Annotated in this window: 24 protein-coding genes, 1 tRNA gene and 1 pseudogene; 12 read left to right on the top strand and 14 right to left on the bottom strand. The window is 65.3% G+C overall.

From position 1 onward, the window contains the following. Positions 1 to 19: 19 nt before the first annotated feature. From JDO7802_RS08400 to JDO7802_RS08390, 3 genes are read right to left on the bottom strand one after another with little or no spacing between them, the layout of a single operon-like run. Positions 20 to 1633 (bottom strand): heme biosynthesis protein HemY, encoded by a 1614-nt coding sequence (locus JDO7802_RS08400; RefSeq protein ID WP_083481084.1) that lies wholly within the window; start codon positions 1631 to 1633, stop codon positions 20 to 22. An 8-nt stretch (positions 1634 to 1641) separates the two neighbouring features. Beyond that, complete coding sequence (locus JDO7802_RS08395; protein ID WP_144430560.1) at positions 1642 to 2910, bottom strand: COG4223 family protein; 1269 nt, start codon at positions 2908 to 2910, stop codon at positions 1642 to 1644. Positions 2911 to 2963: 53 nt separating this feature from the next. Continuing rightward, positions 2964 to 3650, bottom strand: coding sequence for a uroporphyrinogen-III synthase (locus JDO7802_RS08390; protein WP_055084438.1), 687 nt, complete (start codon positions 3648 to 3650; stop codon positions 2964 to 2966). A 55-nt stretch (positions 3651 to 3705) separates the two neighbouring features. On the opposite strand from JDO7802_RS08390, the gene tsaD reads away from it, so the two are divergent. The 5 genes from tsaD to pyrF all read left to right on the top strand — a co-directional run bounded on the left by tsaD (position 3706) and on the right by pyrF (position 7220). Next, a complete protein-coding gene (tsaD, locus tag JDO7802_RS08385) occupies positions 3706 to 4782 on the top strand; it encodes a tRNA (adenosine(37)-N6)-threonylcarbamoyltransferase complex transferase subunit TsaD (RefSeq protein ID WP_055084435.1) in 1077 nt (358 codons plus the stop codon). Next, on the top strand, positions 4779 to 5729 hold the full coding sequence (locus JDO7802_RS08380) for an NAD(P)H-dependent glycerol-3-phosphate dehydrogenase (protein WP_055084432.1): 951 nt from the start codon (positions 4779 to 4781) through the stop codon (positions 5727 to 5729). Before tsaD ends, JDO7802_RS08380 begins: the two co-directional genes overlap by 4 nt. A 25-nt stretch (positions 5730 to 5754) precedes the next feature. Next, positions 5755 to 6030, top strand: a complete 276-nt coding sequence (locus JDO7802_RS08375; RefSeq protein WP_055084431.1) for a YciI family protein — start codon at positions 5755 to 5757, stop codon at positions 6028 to 6030. Then, complete coding sequence (locus JDO7802_RS08370) at positions 6027 to 6446, top strand: EVE domain-containing protein (protein WP_055084429.1); 420 nt, start codon at positions 6027 to 6029, stop codon at positions 6444 to 6446. Before JDO7802_RS08375 ends, JDO7802_RS08370 begins: the two co-directional genes overlap by 4 nt. Positions 6447 to 6521: 75 nt before the next feature. Next, positions 6522 to 7220, top strand: a complete 699-nt coding sequence (pyrF, locus tag JDO7802_RS08365; protein ID WP_055084427.1) for an orotidine-5'-phosphate decarboxylase — start codon at positions 6522 to 6524, stop codon at positions 7218 to 7220. Here pyrF and JDO7802_RS08360 read toward each other — a convergent pair. From JDO7802_RS08360 to JDO7802_RS08345, 4 genes are all read right to left on the bottom strand, one after another. Next, positions 7217 to 7471, bottom strand: a complete 255-nt coding sequence (locus JDO7802_RS08360; protein ID WP_055084425.1) for a hypothetical protein — start codon at positions 7469 to 7471, stop codon at positions 7217 to 7219. The two genes, pyrF and JDO7802_RS08360, sit on opposite strands and share 4 nt — an antisense overlap. 91 nt (positions 7472 to 7562) lie before the next feature. Continuing rightward, complete coding sequence (locus JDO7802_RS08355) at positions 7563 to 7847, bottom strand: NfeD family protein (RefSeq protein ID WP_055084421.1); 285 nt, start codon at positions 7845 to 7847, stop codon at positions 7563 to 7565. Then, a complete protein-coding gene (locus tag JDO7802_RS08350) occupies positions 7847 to 8740 on the bottom strand; it encodes an SPFH domain-containing protein (protein ID WP_055084419.1) in 894 nt (297 codons plus the stop codon). The genes JDO7802_RS08355 and JDO7802_RS08350 overlap by 1 nt, the downstream gene beginning before the upstream one ends. Positions 8741 to 8901: 161 nt before the next feature. Continuing rightward, entirely contained in the window at positions 8902 to 9210 is a 309-nt protein-coding gene (locus JDO7802_RS08345; RefSeq protein WP_055084417.1) for a hypothetical protein, read from the bottom strand. Positions 9211 to 9310: 100 nt separating this feature from the next. Here JDO7802_RS08345 and JDO7802_RS08340 point away from each other — a divergent pair, with 100 nt between their 5' ends. After that, entirely contained in the window at positions 9311 to 10564 is a 1254-nt protein-coding gene (locus tag JDO7802_RS08340) for a DNA polymerase IV (RefSeq protein ID WP_055084416.1), read from the top strand. Between the two features lie 3 nt (positions 10565 to 10567). Here the strand turns inward: JDO7802_RS08340 and JDO7802_RS08335 are convergent, their stop codons facing one another. Further along, on the bottom strand, positions 10568 to 11425 hold the full coding sequence (locus JDO7802_RS08335) for an N-formylglutamate amidohydrolase (RefSeq protein ID WP_055084415.1): 858 nt from the start codon (positions 11423 to 11425) through the stop codon (positions 10568 to 10570). 132 nt (positions 11426 to 11557) lie between these two features. Between JDO7802_RS08335 and JDO7802_RS08330 the strand changes: the two genes are divergently transcribed. From JDO7802_RS08330 to JDO7802_RS08315, 4 genes and pseudogenes are all read left to right on the top strand, one after another. Next, positions 11558 to 11632: transfer RNA gene (locus JDO7802_RS08330), tRNA-Val, on the top strand. Positions 11633 to 11699: 67 nt separating this feature from the next. Then, entirely contained in the window at positions 11700 to 11825 is a 126-nt protein-coding gene (gene ykgO / locus JDO7802_RS08325) for a type B 50S ribosomal protein L36 (RefSeq protein WP_008282420.1), read from the top strand. A gap of 361 nt (positions 11826 to 12186) precedes the next feature. Further along, a pseudogene (locus JDO7802_RS08320) lies at positions 12187 to 12573 on the top strand (phytanoyl-CoA dioxygenase family protein); the annotation flags it as partial. A gap of 67 nt (positions 12574 to 12640) precedes the next feature. Further along, a complete protein-coding gene (locus JDO7802_RS08315) occupies positions 12641 to 13057 on the top strand; it encodes a MarR family winged helix-turn-helix transcriptional regulator (protein ID WP_055084411.1) in 417 nt (138 codons plus the stop codon). 2 nt (positions 13058 to 13059) lie between these two features. Here JDO7802_RS08315 and JDO7802_RS08310 read toward each other — a convergent pair whose 3' ends face one another. Beyond that, on the bottom strand, positions 13060 to 13716 hold the full coding sequence (locus tag JDO7802_RS08310; RefSeq protein ID WP_055084409.1) for a peroxiredoxin: 657 nt from the start codon (positions 13714 to 13716) through the stop codon (positions 13060 to 13062). A 201-nt stretch (positions 13717 to 13917) separates the two neighbouring features. Here JDO7802_RS08310 and JDO7802_RS18695 point away from each other — a divergent pair, with 201 nt between their 5' ends. Continuing rightward, positions 13918 to 14040 carry a hypothetical protein gene (locus JDO7802_RS18695; protein WP_275934852.1) on the top strand — a complete coding sequence of 41 codons (123 nt, stop codon included), beginning with the start codon at positions 13918 to 13920 and terminating at the stop codon, positions 14038 to 14040. A gap of 6 nt (positions 14041 to 14046) precedes the next feature. Here JDO7802_RS18695 and JDO7802_RS08305 read toward each other — a convergent pair whose 3' ends face one another. The 3 genes from JDO7802_RS08305 to yghX are packed head-to-tail and all read right to left on the bottom strand — an operon-like array spanning position 14047 to position 15915. After that, the gene (locus JDO7802_RS08305; RefSeq protein ID WP_055084406.1) at positions 14047 to 14700 is read right to left on the bottom strand and encodes an RluA family pseudouridine synthase; all 654 of its coding nucleotides are present in this window, start codon (positions 14698 to 14700) and stop codon (positions 14047 to 14049) included. A 36-nt stretch (positions 14701 to 14736) separates the two neighbouring features. Beyond that, entirely contained in the window at positions 14737 to 14985 is a 249-nt protein-coding gene (locus JDO7802_RS08300; protein WP_055084404.1) for a hypothetical protein, read from the bottom strand. Positions 14986 to 15027: 42 nt separating this feature from the next. Continuing rightward, positions 15028 to 15915: a YghX family hydrolase gene (gene yghX, locus JDO7802_RS08295; protein ID WP_055084847.1), complete on the bottom strand. Its 888-nt coding sequence runs from the start codon at positions 15913 to 15915 to the stop codon at positions 15028 to 15030. A gap of 89 nt (positions 15916 to 16004) precedes the next feature. Between yghX and JDO7802_RS08290 the strand changes: the two genes are divergently transcribed. Then, complete coding sequence (locus JDO7802_RS08290; RefSeq protein ID WP_055084402.1) at positions 16005 to 16475, top strand: CreA family protein; 471 nt, start codon at positions 16005 to 16007, stop codon at positions 16473 to 16475. Between the two features lie 501 nt (positions 16476 to 16976). On the opposite strand, the gene JDO7802_RS08280 is transcribed toward JDO7802_RS08290, so the two are convergent. Both JDO7802_RS08280 and JDO7802_RS08275 read right to left on the bottom strand, forming a co-directional pair. Then, positions 16977 to 17621 carry a ChrR family anti-sigma-E factor gene (locus JDO7802_RS08280; protein ID WP_055084400.1) on the bottom strand — a complete coding sequence of 215 codons (645 nt, stop codon included), beginning with the start codon at positions 17619 to 17621 and terminating at the stop codon, positions 16977 to 16979. Position 17622: 1 nt separating this feature from the next. Continuing rightward, positions 17623 to 18234 (bottom strand): sigma-70 family RNA polymerase sigma factor, encoded by a 612-nt coding sequence (locus tag JDO7802_RS08275; RefSeq protein WP_083481078.1) that lies wholly within the window; start codon positions 18232 to 18234, stop codon positions 17623 to 17625. Positions 18235 to 18325 lie beyond the last annotated feature (91 nt).

The raw sequence follows: 18325 nt of genomic DNA, 5'->3' as shown, positions 1-18325 counted from the left end.
TTCCAGCCCCGAATTGCGATCAATTTCTGGGGGGTGTCGCTGTGGACCCGACGTCGCGCGTCGTGCCCACGTCATCGATCGAAACACCGGGCGCATCCCCCACCGACATGGCCGGCGCGTCGCCGACCTTCTCGTCCAGTTCGACGACAACGACCGAGTCGTCATGCGGTCGCGGCGTCTGCGGTTTGGTGTCTTCGACCAAGGCGATATCCTCGGCCAGAACCTCCGGCACTTCGGCCTCGGGGACGTCCGCGCGAGTCGGGCCCATCAACAGCGGCATCATCTCGGACGGCAGGCTGGCGGGCGTCGCACCCACGGGGGCAGCCGTCCAGGACAGACTGTCGAAGGCTTCGCAGCTTGTGCAGACCGGCAGCCAATCGGCGTGGACCGTGCCGCATGTATCGCAAATCCACTGCGGTCCGCGCGGTGCGCTGATGGCCTTGGCCAGCCAGCCGCGCACGACCGCTTCCGATCCGCCCTCGCCCCGCTCGATCGCGGCCATCAGGGTCAGCGACCGGGTCGTCGGTTCCGTCTCGTAGAGTTTGCCCAGGGCACGCCGCGCGCCGGGAAAGTCTTCGGCCGCAAGATACAGTTCCGTTTCCAGAAGCTTCGACTCGCTGGCCTGCGGAGCCACTTTCAGAAAGGGCTGGAACCGCTTGATCCGGGCGTCCGGGGTCTCGCCGGGTTCGATCTCGGCAAAGGCGGCGGCCAGATCCGGGTGCGGCGTCTTCAGGCGCGCGGCCTTCAGCACCTTGGCGGCCCTGCGCTTCTCGCCGCTTTCGATGTGCAGACGCGCGGCCATGACGGCGGCCGGCACCAGCTCGGGGGACAGACGGTTCGCCTCCAGGATTTCGGCGCGGGCTTTGTCGGCGTTGCCGTCGGCCAGTTGGTTGCGCGCGTCCGCCAGCGACAGGACCGCCTCGCGGCGCTTGTAGACGTCCTTGGGCATATCGCCGGACTTCAGCTTGGCGGACAGGACGCGTCGCGCACCATCCCAATTTTCGTCGCGGGCTTGCAGGCGCAGCAGGGTGTCCTGCGTCTCGACGTGGCGCGGCTTGAGGGCGAAGGCCTTCTCGGCCAGTTTCATCGCCGTTTCGGTATCCCCCGCCTCCAGTTTCTGGCGCATCAGGCCGCGCACGCCGACGAACCGGGTCCGGTCGTGCGTCACGAGGGTTTTCCAGGCTTCCGTGGCGCGGGCCGTCTCTCCGGCCGCTTCGGACGCCTGCGCCACGATCAGCGTCGTGACTTCGGGGCGGTTGAGATATTTCTCGGCTTTCTGGGCTTTCGCAGCGGCTTCCCGCGCCTCACCCGAAGCCAGCGCGATCAAGCTGTCGGACAGGGCGGCGTAACCCTTTCGTTCGCGGTTGCGATCGAAATATGCGCCCAAGGCCGTGTCGTCACCGTTGATGAACTTCAGCGTCGCGATCAAAAGACCGGTCAGCTTGAAAATCACCCACAGCACCAGCATGAGTGCCAGCGCTCCGACGATCAGGACCAGCGGCGGCAGAACGTATTCGACATCGTTGAACCGGATCGTGGCGTCCGCCGACAGGGACAAGACCCACTGCACACCGTAAGCGAGCGCCGCGACGAGCGCGACGAACAAGAGGATCTTGAAAAGCGACCAGAGCATCTAAATCCTCACCCGTCCTGAAGGTAGTCATCGGCGGCGGCAAGCGCCGTCGCGCGGGCATTTGCCCTTTGAATCCAATCGTCGAGAACGGCGCGCGCATCATCTGGCAGCGCCTCGATCTCGGTCAATGCGGCGTCCAGATCGCCGTTCCGGACGGCGGCTTCGGCCCGGCTGAGAACCGCGTCGGGATCATCGCCTTCGCGGGGCTGCAGGCTGCGCGGGTTGAACGCGTTCTGGAACAGCGATCCGACGCCCGCCGCCGGTTCCGACGCGCGGGCCGCCCGCAGGGCATCGCGCGACAGATCCGGGAAGTTGGACATCAGGTCCGCCTGCGACGGTACACCTGTTTCGGCGGACGCCGCCAAAGCCTCTGGCGCATCACCGCCCAGGACCGACAGCGGCTCGGCGTAGGGCGCGCCCGATTGCAGCGCCAGCCTGACCTGGTTGCGCGCCGCCTCCCGCGCGAGGGCTTCGGCCTCGGATTCGACGGAAACGGCAAGGGAATTGGCTTCGGCCAGACCGTCCTCGACGGTTGTGACACGCGCCGTCAGATCGTCGCGCAGCGTCGCAAGTTCGTCGCCCAGGGCCGCGATCCGCGATTGGAGATCCGCCACTGCGGGACCATCTGCACCCGCTTGTTGGCCATTCGCATCGGTCCCGATCGCATCCACGCGGGCGGCCAGTGCGTCAAGCCTTTCTGACAGCGCAGCCTGCGCCGCCTCGACACCGGAAAGATCGACGTTCGGCGCATCTGCGGCTTTCAGCGCGTCGACTTCTGCCGCCAGCGATTCCAGCCGGGTCGGGTCAAAGGACGTCGTCTCTTCGGGGTTTCCCGCCATCAGGGTGGCGATGATGAATCCGATCGCCCCGGCCAGAACGCCCCCAAGCAGGAGCGGGACAAACCCTGCACCGCTGCGTGTCGGCTCCTCGGGGGCGGACGTTGTGGGGGACGTCGGTGCCGCGTCCGACCGTGCGGGACGGGCCAGCGTTTCCTTGACCGGCGGGACCGACGATTTCGACATGGTGGACGGTTGCTCTTTCGACACCGGCGCAGATGTGACCGTTTCGGTCACCGCCGCGGCAGCCGGGGCAGTCGAGTCGGTCGATGTCGCAGCCGCCGGTGGCGTGCCGGGTGTCACCGCGCGCGCGCCTGCCGGATCGGCGCGACGCGACGATGCTGAGCTACTGGTCGTAGAAGCCGGGGCCTTGCCTTTGGAGGCAGAGGCGCGTTTGGCGGTTCCGGTGGTCTTCGAGGGTGTCTTCGTGGTGCGCGCCAAGGCGTGCCCTCCTGGCAGATTCTTTCAATACCTAGACCTTAGGCCCGCCCCCCTCAACCGCCGATCTGCGTTAGCCGCCGTTTGAGGAGCGCGTACATTCCAGCACCGTCAGGCGTTTCACAGATACCGACGGGGCGCACGGGACATTCGGCCGCGACAGCATCGCTAAGGGCCAGCAACCGCAGGTTCGGAACGGCGTCATGCGGACAGGCCATCGCAAAGAGCCGGGCGCTGCGCGGCGAGAAAAGTGGCACAAGGACCGGCCCGTCCCGCAGCAAGGCACGTGCGGATGCTGTCAGATCCAGCGGAGTTTGCCGATAGACGACCCTTTCATCGGCGACGATTCCGCGGCGCGTCAGTCGCCCGACGATATCACCGCGCGACACCTCGCCCCGCAGGTGCGTCAGGTGGGGCGCATCGTTGGGGATAAGGTCGACCAGCGTATCCGCCTGCGCCGCAACCCCCTTCACGTTCAGGCCGATGTCTTCGGCCAATCGTGCCGTGCGCGGGCCGACGACCCACGCGGGACATCCGCGCAGATCCGACCGCCCTGCCAGCACCGCGACCGCATTGGCGGACGTCAGGATAACGCCGCCCGCGATCTCGGGCGGCGGCCCCGTCGGATCGATCCGGAGAAGCGGGGAAACCTCGACCCGTTGCGCGCCCATTTCGCGCAGCGTCCCGACCATGCGCTGCGCATCCGCTTGGGGACGGGTCAGCAGGACGGGACAGGGGTGCATTGTTCCTCCGCAAGCCAGGGCATAGATGACGCCAAGGATTGGACCGGCGGACACCATGGCACAAGAGCTTACCATTCTGGGCCTCGAAAGCTCTTGCGACGACACCGGGGCGGCCGTCGTGCGCATGGCCGGGGGGCGCGGTGACATCCTGTCGAACGTTGTTCTGGGCCAAGATCACCTTCATGCGGCCTTTGGCGGTGTGGTCCCCGAGATCGCCGCCCGTGCCCACGCCGAGAAGATGGATCTGGCGGTAGAGGCCGCCTTGGCCCAGGCGGGTCTGACGCTTAAGGGTATCGACGGCATCGCAGTGACCGCCGGGCCCGGCCTGATCGGCGGGGTGCTGGCGGGCGTGATGTGCGCCAAGGGTCTTTCCGCCGCCACGGGCAAGCCGCTGATCGGTGTGAACCATCTGGCCGGTCACGCGCTGACGCCGCGCCTAACCGACGGACTGTCGTTTCCTTATCTGATGCTGCTGGTGTCGGGGGGGCATTGCCTGTTTCTGCAGGTCGATGGCCCGAATGACTTCATCCGGTTGGGTGGCACGATCGACGACGCCCCCGGAGAGGCGTTCGACAAGGTCGCGCGCCTTCTAGGCCTGCCGCAGCCCGGTGGTCCGGCGGTCGAAGCCTGCGCGAAAGGCATCACGCCCACGATCCGCCTGCCGCGCCCGTTGCTGGACCGGCCGGGCTGCGACATGTCGTTTTCGGGTTTGAAGACGGCTGCGCTGCGCGCGCGCGATGCCATCGTGGCGCAGCACGGCGGGTTGCCGTTGGCCGTCCGCGCCGACCTATGTTCAAGTTTTCAGGCTGCCGTCGGCGATGTCTTGGCGGAAAAATCACGCCGGGCGCTGGCCATGGCCGATTTTACCGCCTTTGCCGTCGCGGGGGGCGTCGCGGCGAACGCGGCGCTTCGCAGCGCGCTGGCCAATGTGGCGAAAGACGCGGGCGTGCCCTTCGTCGCCCCCCCGCTGGCCCTTTGCACCGACAATGCCGCGATGATCGCCTGGGCGGGGGGGGAACGGTTGGCGGCGGGGGATATCGATGATCTCACTCTCGCCGCGCGGCCCCGTTGGCCATTGGACGCGCGGGCGGCCCCGATGCTGGGGTCCGGCAAGCGGGGGGCCAAGGCATGATCGGCATCCTGGGGGCCGGTGCGTTCGGCACGGCCCTTGCCGTCACCTATGCGAAGGCAGACGTCGCGGTGACGCTTTGGGGGCGCGACGCAGCGGCGATCGCCACCGCACGGCGCATGCGACGCTCCGACCGCCTGCCGGGTGTGCCGTTGCCCGATGCAATCGACCTGACCGCCGATACCGGCGCAATCGCGGCGTGCGACGTTGTGATCCTGGCGATTCCGATGCAACGGCTATCGACCGTTCTGGCGCAGATGGACGTGCGCCCGCGCATCGCCGTCGCGGCCTGCAAAGGCGTCGATCTTGAGACGTTGCGCGGACCGACCGCCATCATCGCGGATGCCTGGCCGGGCACGACACCCGCCCTTTTGTCCGGTCCAAGCTTCGCCGCGGACATCGCGCGCGGGTTGCCGACGGCCTTGGCCCTTGGCTGCGCGGACGAAACCGTGGGCGTCGATCTGCAACGAACCCTCTCCACCCCGACGCTTCGCCTCTACCGGACAGACGACGTGGTGGGCGTGGAATTGGGCGGCGCGCTCAAGAATGTCATCGCAATCGCCTGCGGGGCCGCGATCGGCGCGGGGCTGGGGGACTCGGCGCGCGCGGCCCTGATGACGCGCGGTATGGCCGAAATGCTGCGTCTGGCCCCGGCGCTTGGCGCGCGGCCTCAGACGTTGATGGGCCTGTCCGGTCTGGGCGATCTGGCGCTGACCTCCGCCTCGCCGCAGTCGCGCAATTTTGCCCTTGGCCAGGCCTTGGGATCAGGTGCCACACCAGAGGTCGCGACGACCGAAGGGGCGGCGACCGCGCAGGCCGCCCTGCGTCTTGCCAAGCGCCACGGGATCGACATGCCGATCACGCAGGCCGTCGCGGCCCTTGTCGCGGGCGACGCCAGCGTGAAGGATGCGATCCAGACCCTGCTCGACCGTGGATTGACGGCCGAGTGACCCGCCCGACACCCAAGGACACACCATGCTTCACGCCCTGATCTGCACCGATAAGCCCGACCACCTGGAGGTCCGCAAGACCAACCGGGAGGCGCATCTGGCGCATCTCAAGGCCGATCCGCACGTCATTCAGGCCGGTCCCTTCATCAATGCCGCCGGAGAGATGTCGGGATCGCTCATCATCTTCGACACGCCCGACCGCGCCCATGTGGAAGCCTTTGCCGCCGCCGATCCCTATGCGCGCGCCGGCCTGTTCGATGACGTCCGGATCGAAACCTGGAACCGCGTGATCGGCGCATGAACCACTGGCTGTTCAAATCAGAACCGTCGGTCTGGTCCTGGGACGATCAGGTCGCCAAAGGCGACACCGGGGAGGAATGGGACGGCGTGCGCAACTACCAGGCGCGCAACTTCATGCGCGACATGACGCTTGGCGACCGCGGTTTCTTCTATCACTCGCAGTCGGAGAAGGCTGTCGTCGGAATCGTGGAAATCTGCGCGACGGCCCACCCCGATTCCACCACCGACGACGATCGGTGGGACTGCGTCGACATTCGCGCGGTAATGCCGTTCGCGACGCCGGTCACGCTGGCGCAGATCAAGGCCGAACCGGACCTCGCGCGGATGCCCCTGGTGCTCAGCCCACGATTGTCGGTTCAACCGGTCGATCCTGCGGCGTGGGACATCATCTGCCGCATGGGCGGCGTTTCCCCCTGATGCCCCGGCCCGGTCTGGACAAGACGGGCAGCGGCGGCCTAGGGCGCGGCACACGCAAAATACCGGAGATCATCCATGTCCCTGCCCGCCGATGACCGTCTGATCGTCGCCCTCGATGTTCCGAACGCACTCGACGGACTGAACATGGCGGAGCGGTTGGGCGATGCCGTATCATTCTACAAGATCGGCCTTGGGATGCTGACCGGCGGCGGGCTGGCCCTGGCGAACGAGCTGAAGGGGGAACACGGCAAGCGCATCTTCCTCGACATGAAACTGTTCGACATCGGTGCCACGGTAGAGGCGGCGGTCAGGGGGCTTTCGCAGTTCGATCTGGATTTCCTCACCGTCCATGGCGACCCTCACGTGGTCCGCGCGGCCGCACAGGCCAAGGGCGATATGAAGATCCTTGCCGTGACGATCCTGACATCGCTCGATCGCGCCGATCTGGACGACGGGCTGATCAGGGCGGGCGACATCCCCGATCTGGTGCAGGAGCGGGCGGCACGGGCGTTGGAGGCCGGCGCCGACGGAGTCATCGCCTCCCCGCAAGAAGCGGCGCTGATCCGCGCGCTTCCCCAGGCAATCGAAAAACTGATCGTGACCCCCGGCGTGCGTCCCACGGGGTCTGCCCTGGGCGATCAGAAGCGTGTGATGACGCCCCGCGATGCAGTCGTGGCGGGGGCCGATCATATCGTCGTCGGCCGTCCCATCCACGCAGCGGACGACCCGCGCGCGGCGGCGCAGGCCATCCTTGCTGATCTCGCGACAGGCTAATTCGACGTCGCTTGCGGATCGCCCTCGGTCGGTACGACCGCATCGCCGTCCAGCGTCTGCAGCCCGTCCTCTCCGGGAACGACGACACCGTCGATGGCATCGGCCGCAGGACCTTCCGTCGTCGAGGCATAGAGGTTCGGCAGAACGAAGATCACGAGTGCCCCGCCGATCAGGATCGCGACCACCAGGCCGATATAGAATTTCGTCTTCGACTTGTCGGGGACGGGGGCGTCCTTGGGTTCGGAAACCATTGTCTTCTCCTAGATGGGTTAGAAGAAGAACCGGGCAGATGGCATCGGGTTCCCCCCGCGGCATCTGCCCGGCCCTGTCCGGCGGCGCGGATTAGTCGTTGATGTCCTTGTCGAAGGTCTGAACGCTGCCCGACGGTTTTCCGAATCCCGCGCGCAGACCAAGCCACGCCAGCAAGGACAGCACAGCGAAGATCACGGCAAGCCACGCGACCCCATAGGACGAGGCGGCCAACCCGCCAAGAAGACCGGTGAGAAGACCCGCGGACACCACGCCCGCGCCGATCGCAAAGCCCAGAAGAATATATGTGGGTGCGATCACTTCCAGAATACCGAACACCAAGGCCGCCAGCGCCCAGACCCACCAAGTGGCAAGCATCAGCCGCGCCCCTTGAGCATCTTGAAGGCTTCGCCGAAAGCGTCCATCGCGGATGCCGGCACGACGATGGTCTGCGACCCCTGCCCCTTGCCCAGCGCGGTCAATGCCTCCACCTGCTTGAGCGCGACTTGGTATTGCGCCGCCTCCAACCCGTTTTCCGCAATGGCCTGGGCCACGACGCCGGTCGCGTAGGCTTCGGCGTCGGCGGCGATGCGTCGGGCCTTGGCCGTCTGTTCAGCGGCGTAGAGTTCGGCATCGGCGGCCAGTTCGACCGCGCGGCGCGTGCCTTCGGCTTCCGTCACCTGCGCGCGGCGCGCCCGTTCGGCATTAAGCTGCTGCATCATCGCCTCACGCGTCTGCGCGTCCAGGTCCACGTCCAGGATTTCGGCGCGCGTCACCTCGATGCCCCAGTCGTCGACGGCTTCGGCCACCTGGCTCTTGATCTTGGCGATGACTTCGGACCGGTTTGACTGCACCTCGTCCAGTTCCATCATGCCGACCTCGGCCCTTACGATACCGGCCACGGTGGTGGAAATGGCGGCGTCCACATCGCGGATCCGGTACACCGTCTTTTCGGGGTGCAGGATGCGGTAAAAGACACTCGTCTCGATCTGGACCAGAACGTTGTCGCGGGTGATCGCGTCCTGGTTGGCGTTGGGCAGCTGCCGCTCAAGGATGGAGATCTTATGCGCCACCTTGTCGAGGAACGGCACGATCAGGTTGATGCCGGGCCCCAACACGCTGCGCAGGCGGCCGAACCGCTCCACCACGTATTTTTCAGACTGCGGCACGATCCGCACGCCCAGCAGGATGCAGACGATAACAAAGATCGCGATGGCGATCAGGACCGCATTTTCACCCGCGAAATTCAAAAGCTCGGTCTCGATATCCATGGTCGCCTGTTCCCGTCTTCGATGTACCGGGACCGATATAGCCATTGCGCGGCGTTGCGGGACCATCCGCGCGGCAGAAGACCGTCACCTGTGACCGGGGGGCCGCAGACCGATGGCCGGTCGGGCGAAACCCGACCGGCCATGATGTCGACGTGAATGGGTCACTCGGTGGCGGGGACGTCTTCCTCCGCGCCGTCCGCCGGAGCGGTTTCTTCGACCGGGGCGGCATTCTCGTCGATCGAACCGGCGACCGGGGCATCCACACCTTCGACCGGATCGCCGACGGGGCCGGGTTCGGACATGTTCTCCTCACCGCCCGAGAACGCGAAGAACAGCAAAAGCAGCACCAGAATCGCGCCCAGCGCCAGCCACAGCTTGGTATTGCCGCCGCTTGTTTCCGTGTTAGCCACGTGGGCCGTCTCTATCGGGGTCGTCGTCCCTCTCGGGGTCGTCTTGGGGTCGTCGTCCATTCGATCGCTCCTTAGGGGGGTATGGCTGGAGCTTAGCAAACCAATCCGAGGAGTGTGTCGCAGGTTCCCTTGGCGTCCCCGGGCCGGTACAAATCCGCTTATGCCTGCACTTTGTCGCCAATGCCTGACCACGTTCGATGACGCGCCGCGATGCCCTTCGTGCCGCAGCCCGCGCATCACCGCGCACGCGGAGCTTTTCGACCTGAGTATCGCACATATGGATTGCGACGCCTTCTATGCCAGCGTCGAAAAACGCGATCGCCCCGAACTGGCCGACAAGCCGGTCATCATCGGGGGCGGGCGGCGCGGCGTCGTGTCGACCTGCTGTTATATCGCGCGCATCCGGGGCGTGCGGTCGGCCATGCCGATGTTCAAGGCGCTGGAGCTGTGCCCCGACGCGGTGGTGATCAAGGGCCGAATGGATCTGTATGTGGAAGTGTCCAAGCAGGTCCGCGCCCTGATGGAGGAACTGACCCCTGCGATCGAGCCGCTGTCGCTGGACGAGGCGTTTCTGGACCTGACCGGAACCGCCCGGCTGCACGGGGCCCCGCCGGCCGTGATGCTTGCCCGCCTGACGCGGCGAATGCGCGACGAGATCGGGATCACGGGGTCCATCGGATTGTCGCACAACAAGTTTCTGGCCAAGATCGCATCGGACCTCGATAAACCGCGCGGCTTTTCCGTCATCGGCCGGGCCGAGACCGAGGATTTCCTGGCCCCGCAGGCCGTCGGCATCATCTGGGGCGTCGGCATCGTGGGCCAGGAAGCGCTCAAGAAAGCCGGCATCAACACGATCGCCGATCTGAAGCGGTGGGACCGCGCCGATCTGTCGCGGCGTTTCGGGTCGATGGGCGAACGGCTTTGGCATCTGGCGCGGGGTCAGGACCGTCGGTCCGTCAACGCGCGCCGCCCGGTCAAGTCCATCTCCAAGGAAACGACGTTCCACGAGAACACGGCCGATCAGGGCACGCTCGACGGGCATCTGTGGCGTCTGTCCGAACAGGTGTCCGACCGCGCCAAGGCCAAGGAGATGGCCGGTCGTGTCGTGACCCTGAAGCTCAAGCGTGCCGATTTTTCGACCATCACGCGCCGCCACGCCCTGTCGGACCCCACGCAGATGGCCGATCGCATCTACCGCGAGGCGCGCAGTCTGCTGGATGCGACGGGCAACACCGGCCCGGCCCGTTTGATCGGTGTCGGCATTTCCGACCTCGTTCCCGGCGATCAGGCCGACCGGGGCGGCGATCTTCTGGACCCCAATGCCGGCCGCCGGCACGAAGCGGAACGGGCGACCGACGCGATCCGGGCGCGGTTTGGAAAGGATGCGATCCAGAAGGGGCGCGCGTTGCGCTAGATCCTATTCGGCGGCCAAATCTTTAGGGCCCCTGACTTCGGCGGCGAACTGGGCAACCGCCTCGGTCATCAGGTTTCGGACGGCACCGAAATTGGCCGTCCGTTCGACAAGATCCTCGTTGAGATACAGCGAACGATCGATCTCGATCTGGATGGCGTGACGGCCCCGCTCCGGCCGGCCGTAGGCCTGCGTAACATAAGCCCCCGCGAAGGGGGCGTTGCGCGCGACGCGAAACCCCAGATCCTGGAACACCTGCTCCAGGACATCGACCAGGTCGGTGGCGGCCGAGGATCCGAACCTGTCGCCCAGCACGATCTCCGCATGGCGGCCCTGCGGTCCGGACGTCGCGATCGCCTCGTGCGGCATCGAATGGCAATCCAGCAGGATTGCCCGTCCGAACGTGTCGTGGGCCGTGGTCAGCAATTCATCCAGTTTGGTGTGATAGGGTCGCCAGAACCCTTCGATCCGGTGACGCGCTTCGGCCCGGCTGATCTTGCCGCGATAGATGGCGCGCCCCTGCGCGACGACGCGGGGAATCACCCCCAGTCCCGAGCTGACGCGTGGATTCGTCGTCCCGCGCGGAACATTGTGGATGACGGCCGGGTCCAACTCCTCAGCTGCGCGATTGAGATCGAGAAACGCGCGTGGCATCCCCGCCGCCAGAAGCGGCACGCCCAGATGCGGCACACCTTCGACCAGCATGTCGACATAGGCGTCTTCGGACGACCGGATACGACCCTGGTCGAGAACGGTCGTATCCATGAATGCCGCGTCGTAGTCGCGCCCCGAATGAGGCGACGCCACCACGATCGGCGCAGTGACGCGCTTGGGCATCGTCAGTAAAAACGGTTCTCTGGGCATGCGGGCAAAAGCTCCTTGCCGGGCAAGATAGTGCGTTGCACAAACTGCGGAAAGCCCCCTTGCGCGCCATTGTGAAAGCCACTATCCACCGCCCACCAATCGACGGGTCGACATGCTTCGCCCCATCGTGACGGGTGATTAGCTCAGCGGTAGAGCACTTCGTTGACATCGAAGGGGTCACTGGTTCGATCCCAGTATCGCCCACCATTCACCGCCCCGGATCCGGGGCACATACCAACCCGGGGCGTCACCCCCGCAGAGCAGGAGAGCAGCCATGAAGGTTCGCAATTCCCTCCGGTCGCTGAAGAACCGCCATCGCGACTGTCGCGTCGTGCGCCGCAAGGGCCGGGTCTACGTGATCAACAAGACGCAGCCCCGCTTCAAGGCCCGCCAAGGCTGAAGCGGCTGCAGCTTGCACATCGAAGGGCCGCTCCTCCGGGGGCGGCCTTTTCGTTTGCGCCTTGCGGTGCCGTCACGCGCGACCCAATCATCATCTTATGATGGATGACTTTGACCGCGACGGCTACACTTGGATTCGGGGTGCCGTCCCAACCGAAACGGTCGGTCAACTGCACGACCTTGCCGCAACGGATAAGCGTCCGGGCGCGCGGGTGCCTCGCCACAGCCCGTTGTTTCAGGCCGTGAGCGGCGGTCCTTGGATCACGTCCTTTCCTGCACCCCATGCACGATCACGGCCCGTCCGCCTTGTCAGCTTTGCCAAGGAAGATGGGGTGAACTGAGGCGTCCCGTGGCATCAGGACCGGATCATCGCCGTGCGCGACAAAGACGCGTCGGCCCCGGTCACGAACTGGTCGCGCAAGGGCGCAGTGTGGCACTGTGAACCCGACGCAGACTGTCTGTGTCGGATGCTTTTCGTCCGCCTACATCTTGATCATCATACGACGGAGAACGGCGCGATGCAGATCGCAGTCGGCAGCCATCGGAAGGGTCTGGTGCCCGCCGCAGAGGCCGAGGCGACGGCGCAGGCCTGCCCGGTCGTCACCTGCACCGCGGAACCGGGCGATATCCTCGTGATGTCGATGTTGCTTCTGCATCGGTCCGGTGCGGCAACCGACCCGTCGCCCCGCGGTGTTCTGCGTATCGACTATGCTGACGGACCACCGCCCACTCCGCTTCGCTGGGCCTGAGACGCATCCCTGCGAGAGCGATTCTCAATCCCTTGACGTTTCGTCACCGCAGCTTCAACCTGTGGTCATGGCAAAACCATCTTCCCCCAAGCATCTCGCCGATCTCATCGACCGCCTTGCACCGGCCCTGCGCCGGACCCAGGGCAGCGGTACCGACCGCGGTCCGCGGGTGGCCCTGCTGGCGTGCCTGGCCGACGAAGGCCCGTCCACCATGCGCGATTTGGCGACCCATCTGCATGTCTCCCCTCAAGCCGTGACAGGCCTCGTGGATCAGCTGGAGGCCGAGGGCCTGCTGGCGCGCGAACGCCATCCGACGGACCGGCGCAAGACTGTCATCCGGCTCAACGATCATGCCCGCGACAACGTAAAGGCCGCCCGCGCGGTGCGCACGGACGGCCTGTCGAACCTGTTCGACGGCATTCCCAAGGAAGATCGCGCCGCCTTCGCCCGCGTGGCGAAGACACTGCTCGACCGTCTGACCTGAAATCAGGCCGAAGGGTCCTTGGTCGTGCGCAGGTACGGGAAATGCGTCGTGAATTCGCCGAACTTCGCCTTGGCATCCTCGTTGCTGACCGTCGCCGGAATGACCACATCGCGACCCTTTTCCCAGTTGGCGGGCATCGCGATGCCGTGCTTGGCGGCGGCCTGAAGCGCGTCGACGGCGCGCAGGATTTCGGCGAAGTTACGCCCGACGTTCATCGGATAGGTCATCGACAGCTTAAGCTGCTTGTCCGGCCCGATGATGTAGACCGAGCGCACCGTCGCCGTATCGTTGGGCGTGCGCCCGTCGGGCAAATAGGCGTCGGCGGGCAGCATGTCGTAGGCCTTGGAAATCTCCAGCCCTTCGTCGGCGATGATCGGGAAGGTCGCAGGCGTTCCGGCGAACGTTCCGATGTCGCTTTTCCATTTGCGGTGATCCTCGACGCCATCGACGGAAATCCCGATGACCTTCACTCCGCGCTTCTCCCACTCGTCGCTCAGCTGTGCCACGGCTCCGAATTCGGTCGTGCAGACGGGGGTGAAATCCTTCGGATGGCTGAACAGGATGGTCCAGTGATCGCCGATGAAATCGTGAAAGTCGATCGGACCTTCGCTGGTCTCGGCGTGGAAATCGGGGACGGTTTGGTTGATGCGCAAGGACATGGGCTATGCCTCCTCCTGGGAACGGTGTCGTCTGCAACCTAGGGACCCAGTCCCCGGTTTTCCAGACGCCGTCGCCCGTCGGACCGAATGCTGGTCACACGCCGTCGTGCGGCATTTCACACATTACGCGTATTGCACGCGGAGTCCGCGCGGGCATATGGGACGGTCGACACGACACGCCCGTCTGAAGGACGAATCATCATGCAGCCCGCAACCGTTTTCGCGCTCGTGCTTTGCGCGTTCATGCTTCTCGCCTCCGGACTCGCCGCACAAACCATGATGGAGCCGGGCCCGGTGCCGACCAATCCAGTCACCGCGCAGTAAAGCCCGTCAGAACGGACAGGGCGCGTCCAGCCGCATGACCTGACCGGTGATGGGGTGTTCGAACTTCAGACCCTCGGCGTGCAGCATCATGCGCGGCCAGTCGGCGTGATCGTCTGAATAAAACGGATCCCCCAGAATTGGATGGCCAAGTTCCAGCATATGCACCCGCAGTTGATGGCTGCGCCCGGTGCGCGGCATCAGGCGCATCCGGGTGGTTCCATCCTCCAGCGCGATGCGCTGCCAATCGGTGACCGCGTTCTTGCCGGTCTCGTGGTTCACGTGCTGCAACGGGCGGTTCGGCCAGTCGACGATTAGGGGAAGGTCGATGGTTCCCGCCGGGTCCGCCACCGCGCCGGCGACGCGCGCGACGTAGCGCTTCTTGATCCGTTTGACCTCGAACATTCGCCCGATCTTGCGCTGACCTTCCTTGGTCAGAGCGAAGATCATGATGCCCGAGGTGTCCCGGTCCAGTCGGTGGCAGAGCAGCACTTCGGGGAAATCATCTGCCAATCGGGACAGCAGGCAATCGGCCAGATGCTCCCCCCGGCCCGGCACCGACAGCAAGCCATGAGGTTTGTCGACGACAAGCAGGTGATCGTCGCGGTGGATCACGGGGATCGGTCCGGTCGGCGGATCGTAGGGAGTCGAAGGTCCGGTCATCCGGCGCGCTTACCGCGCCACCGCCACAGGCACCAGTCAGACGGTCGCGACGATGACGCCCGTCGTCGCAAGACAGATCAGAAGAACGGGGGTCAGCCCCAGCCAGACACGCCGACGCAGGGCGGTCATCGGATCGGTCAGATAATCGCGCAGCGCCGACGATGACCCGTCGGACGTCTGCATGTCACCAGAGACAGCGCGCCCCGCCATCCCCATCAGGATGCCCGCCGACACGACCGCCCAGGCGGCGAAAACGCAGGATTGGAACGCGAGGAAGAAGAACATCCCCGCGTCCTATCCCTTCGGCAGGACGAAAATGTGGCGCCGTTAGGCCAGATAGACCCGGAACCATGCGATCGTTTTGTCCCACGCGGCTTCGGCCGTTTCCGCGTCATAGCGGGGTGTCGTATCGTTGTGGAAGCCGTGGTTCACGTCGGGCCAGATTGCGGCTTCGTAGACCTTGTCGTTGGCCTCCAACGCTTTCTGCATTTCGGGCCAGCCCGCGTTGATGCGGCTGTCGAGCGCCGCGTATTGGAACAGAAGCGGTGTCTCGATCTTGGGGACGTCTTCGGCGCTGGCCTGACGGCCATAGAACGGCACGCCCGCCGCCAACTCCGGATAGGCGACGGCCAGCGCATTGACCACGCCACCGCCATAGCAAAAGCCGGTCGCCCCCACCTTGCCGTTCGTTCCCTCCAGCGCGGCAAGATATTCGTAGCCCGCGAAAAAGTCGTTCATCAGCTTCTCGCCGTCGACCGTGCGCTGCAGCTCCCGTCCCTCGTCGTCGTTGCCGGGATAGCCGCCCACGGACGTCAGCCCGTCGGGGGCCAACGCGATGAAACCCGCCTTTGCCACACGGCGCGCCACATCGCGAATATAAGGGTTCAGGCCCCGGTTCTCGTGCACGACCAGAACCGTCGCGGGCGGATTTTCGGATGCGGCGGGACGGACAAGATATCCGTTCACCTCTCCATGTCCGTTGGGCGACGGATAGACGATATCCTCCCCTTCGATATCGGCATCGTCTTCCGCGATCTGCTGGGCCAAGGCATAGTTTGGCGACATCGACGCCAGGATCGCCGCGGCGGTCACGCCACCGACGGCCCATTTGCCGGCACGGTCCAGAAATTCGCGCTTGGTGATCTTTCCATGTGCATAAAAATCATACAGGTCGAGCAGATCCTGATCGAAATCCTTGGCGGTCATACGAGTCATGGTCATCATCCCTTTTGTTTGGCGTTGCCGGCAGGACCGTGCCACGCACCGCCCATGGAACCCACGTCGTAAATCGCGCGTTCCGTCGCATGAAATCAATTAATATTCTCGCCGCCGTCGTCTTCGGTACGCTGTCGACCCTTTCCGCAACCGCCGAACAGGTGGGCGAGGTGGGCGTCGATTGGGTCGGAAACGACATCATCATCGACGCCATCCGGGACCCCAAAGTGGAAGGCGTGACCTGCCACGTCGCCTATTTCGACCGGTCCCTGATTGATCGTCTGTCGAATGGCAATTGGTTCGAGGATCCGTCAAACGCCTCCATTGCGTGCCGCCAGACCGGGCCGATCAAGGTCGGAGACATCGACCTGTCGGAAGACGGGGAGCAGGTGTTCCGCGAAAGTCGGTCGATCATTTTGAAGTCGCTGCGCATCAAGCGCATCTTCGACGAAGCGAACCAGACGCTGATTTATATCGCCCACGCGCAGGAACTGACCGAGGGGTCGGCGAAAATGTCGATCTCGACCGTGCCGCTCTACAACGCGACCTTGGCCGACTGACAGCCAGCCACAGGGCGGGCAGCAGAACACCGCAAAGTACGAAGCTTCAGGCCAAAACCCGCCGCAGCGACGTGCTTGCGACCACGCCCAGCGCCCGGCGACCCAGCCGCCCCCCAGGGCACACCACCCGGTGTAGCTGAGCGCTGTCAGCGTCAGGGCCGTCGGCACGATGACCGACATCTGCGCCCAGATCAGGACATCCATCGCGGCGAATTGCGTGACTGCGGCAAGGTCTCCGGCGACCGGCTTGGCGTTCAGGGTCGCAATGGCGAAGGCCCGCAGAAAGATCGTTTGCATTGCCGACACCAGTAAGGCTATCACGCCCAATCCGGCCAGCGTCAGGAACAGCATCGCCTGAAACAGGACCGCCGCGACGCCCCAAAAGGCACGCAGGAAGCCGGCATTTAACGCCGTCAGGATGCAATTGACAGCTTTGGGACCCGGCGAGGTGACGAAAAGTGTCCAGACCCCCACAAAGACAAGCCAGTCGGCGAAGCTCCGTCAGATTTTCAGGAACCGTTGGGCGATCCGCGGTAAAAGGCCCGAGAATTTCAGCGGCGCATCGGTCACCACCAGACAGATGCAATCCTCCCCGGCGGCGGCGACCGGTTGATGTTCGGTCTGCGCATCGGCCACTTCCATGTCACCGCGCCCGAACCGGCGACCGGCATCGATGAACGCGCCCTGAACCACCAGCGTGAATTCCGCGCCGTGATGCCCGTGATCGGGCATCGCCTGCCCGGCCGGAATCGACAGCAGCCGGACGGTCCCCCCTTCGTCCGCCCCCAGAACGGCCTGCCGGACGCCCAAGCCGGCGGATTTCCATCGCACGTCGCTCAGGCCGCCGCCCACCGCATCGCGCAGGGGTGCCGGCAGCACGTCGTCGACCGTCCCGGCCGGTGAAACCGGATCCGGGGTCCCCCCCTTCAGCCGCGCCATCACCGCATCCAGCGATCCGTCGTCCAACGACACCGCCTCCGCTTCGTCCAGAAGGGCACCTCCTACGGCTTCGAATCCGGCAAGGCGCGCCCGCGCGTCGTCATCCAGAGAGACGGCGGTCGCAACCATAAGATCGTGGGATGGCGGAAGGTGACCGGCCGCATATCCCATCAGCAGGTCGTCGGGTATCGGATGTCGGATCGTCATTTCAGGTCCTTCGGTCGTTCGTGTCCGAGGCGGATGCGGGGCAGGGCGCACCGGATCCGTCGGATTGCATCGCATGGCGCAACCGGTCGATGGCCAAGCGGATGCGCGATTTGATCGTCCCCAGCGGCAGGCCCGTGGCGGCGGCGATTTCGGCATGCGTCGCATCGGCGAAATAGGCACGTCGGACCATGTCGCGCTGCGCTGCTGGCAGATCAGCGATGGCCTCGGCCAGGCGATCCGCCTCCTGTGACAGGGCCAGCGCGTCGGCCTGATCGGGCGCGGCCTCCGGCCCCCAGGACAAATCCTCCGGCTCGGGCCGTGTCGACCGGCGGATCAGGTCGATCTTGCGGTTGCGCGCGATGGTGAACAACCAGGTCGAAACCCCGGCCCGTGCTGGATCGTACAGATGCGCCTTGCGCCACAGGGTCACCATCACATCCTGCATGCAATCCTCGGCCATGGCGGGCGTCAGGCCCGTCCGCATCAGATACGACTTTACGCGCGGCGCGAAATGCCGAAACAGCGCTTCGAACGCATCGGTATTGCGGTCCGACCCGACCGCAAGCAGCAAGGTCGCCCAGTGATGTGCGGTTTCAGACGCTGCAATCGTCATGGAACGCTCCGGCCGTGTGGCAAGGAGAGACACGGATCTGCTCATGCGGTTCCTTTGCAGCCACGGGGTCGGCAAACGTTTCGATGCCGTT

The sequence above is a fragment of the Jannaschia donghaensis genome (assembly GCF_001403795.1).
GTDB lineage: Bacteria > Pseudomonadota > Alphaproteobacteria > Rhodobacterales > Rhodobacteraceae > Jannaschia > Jannaschia donghaensis.
The sequence above is the reverse complement of the archived record's forward strand: the minus strand, read 5'-3'. Positions and strand labels throughout refer to the sequence as shown.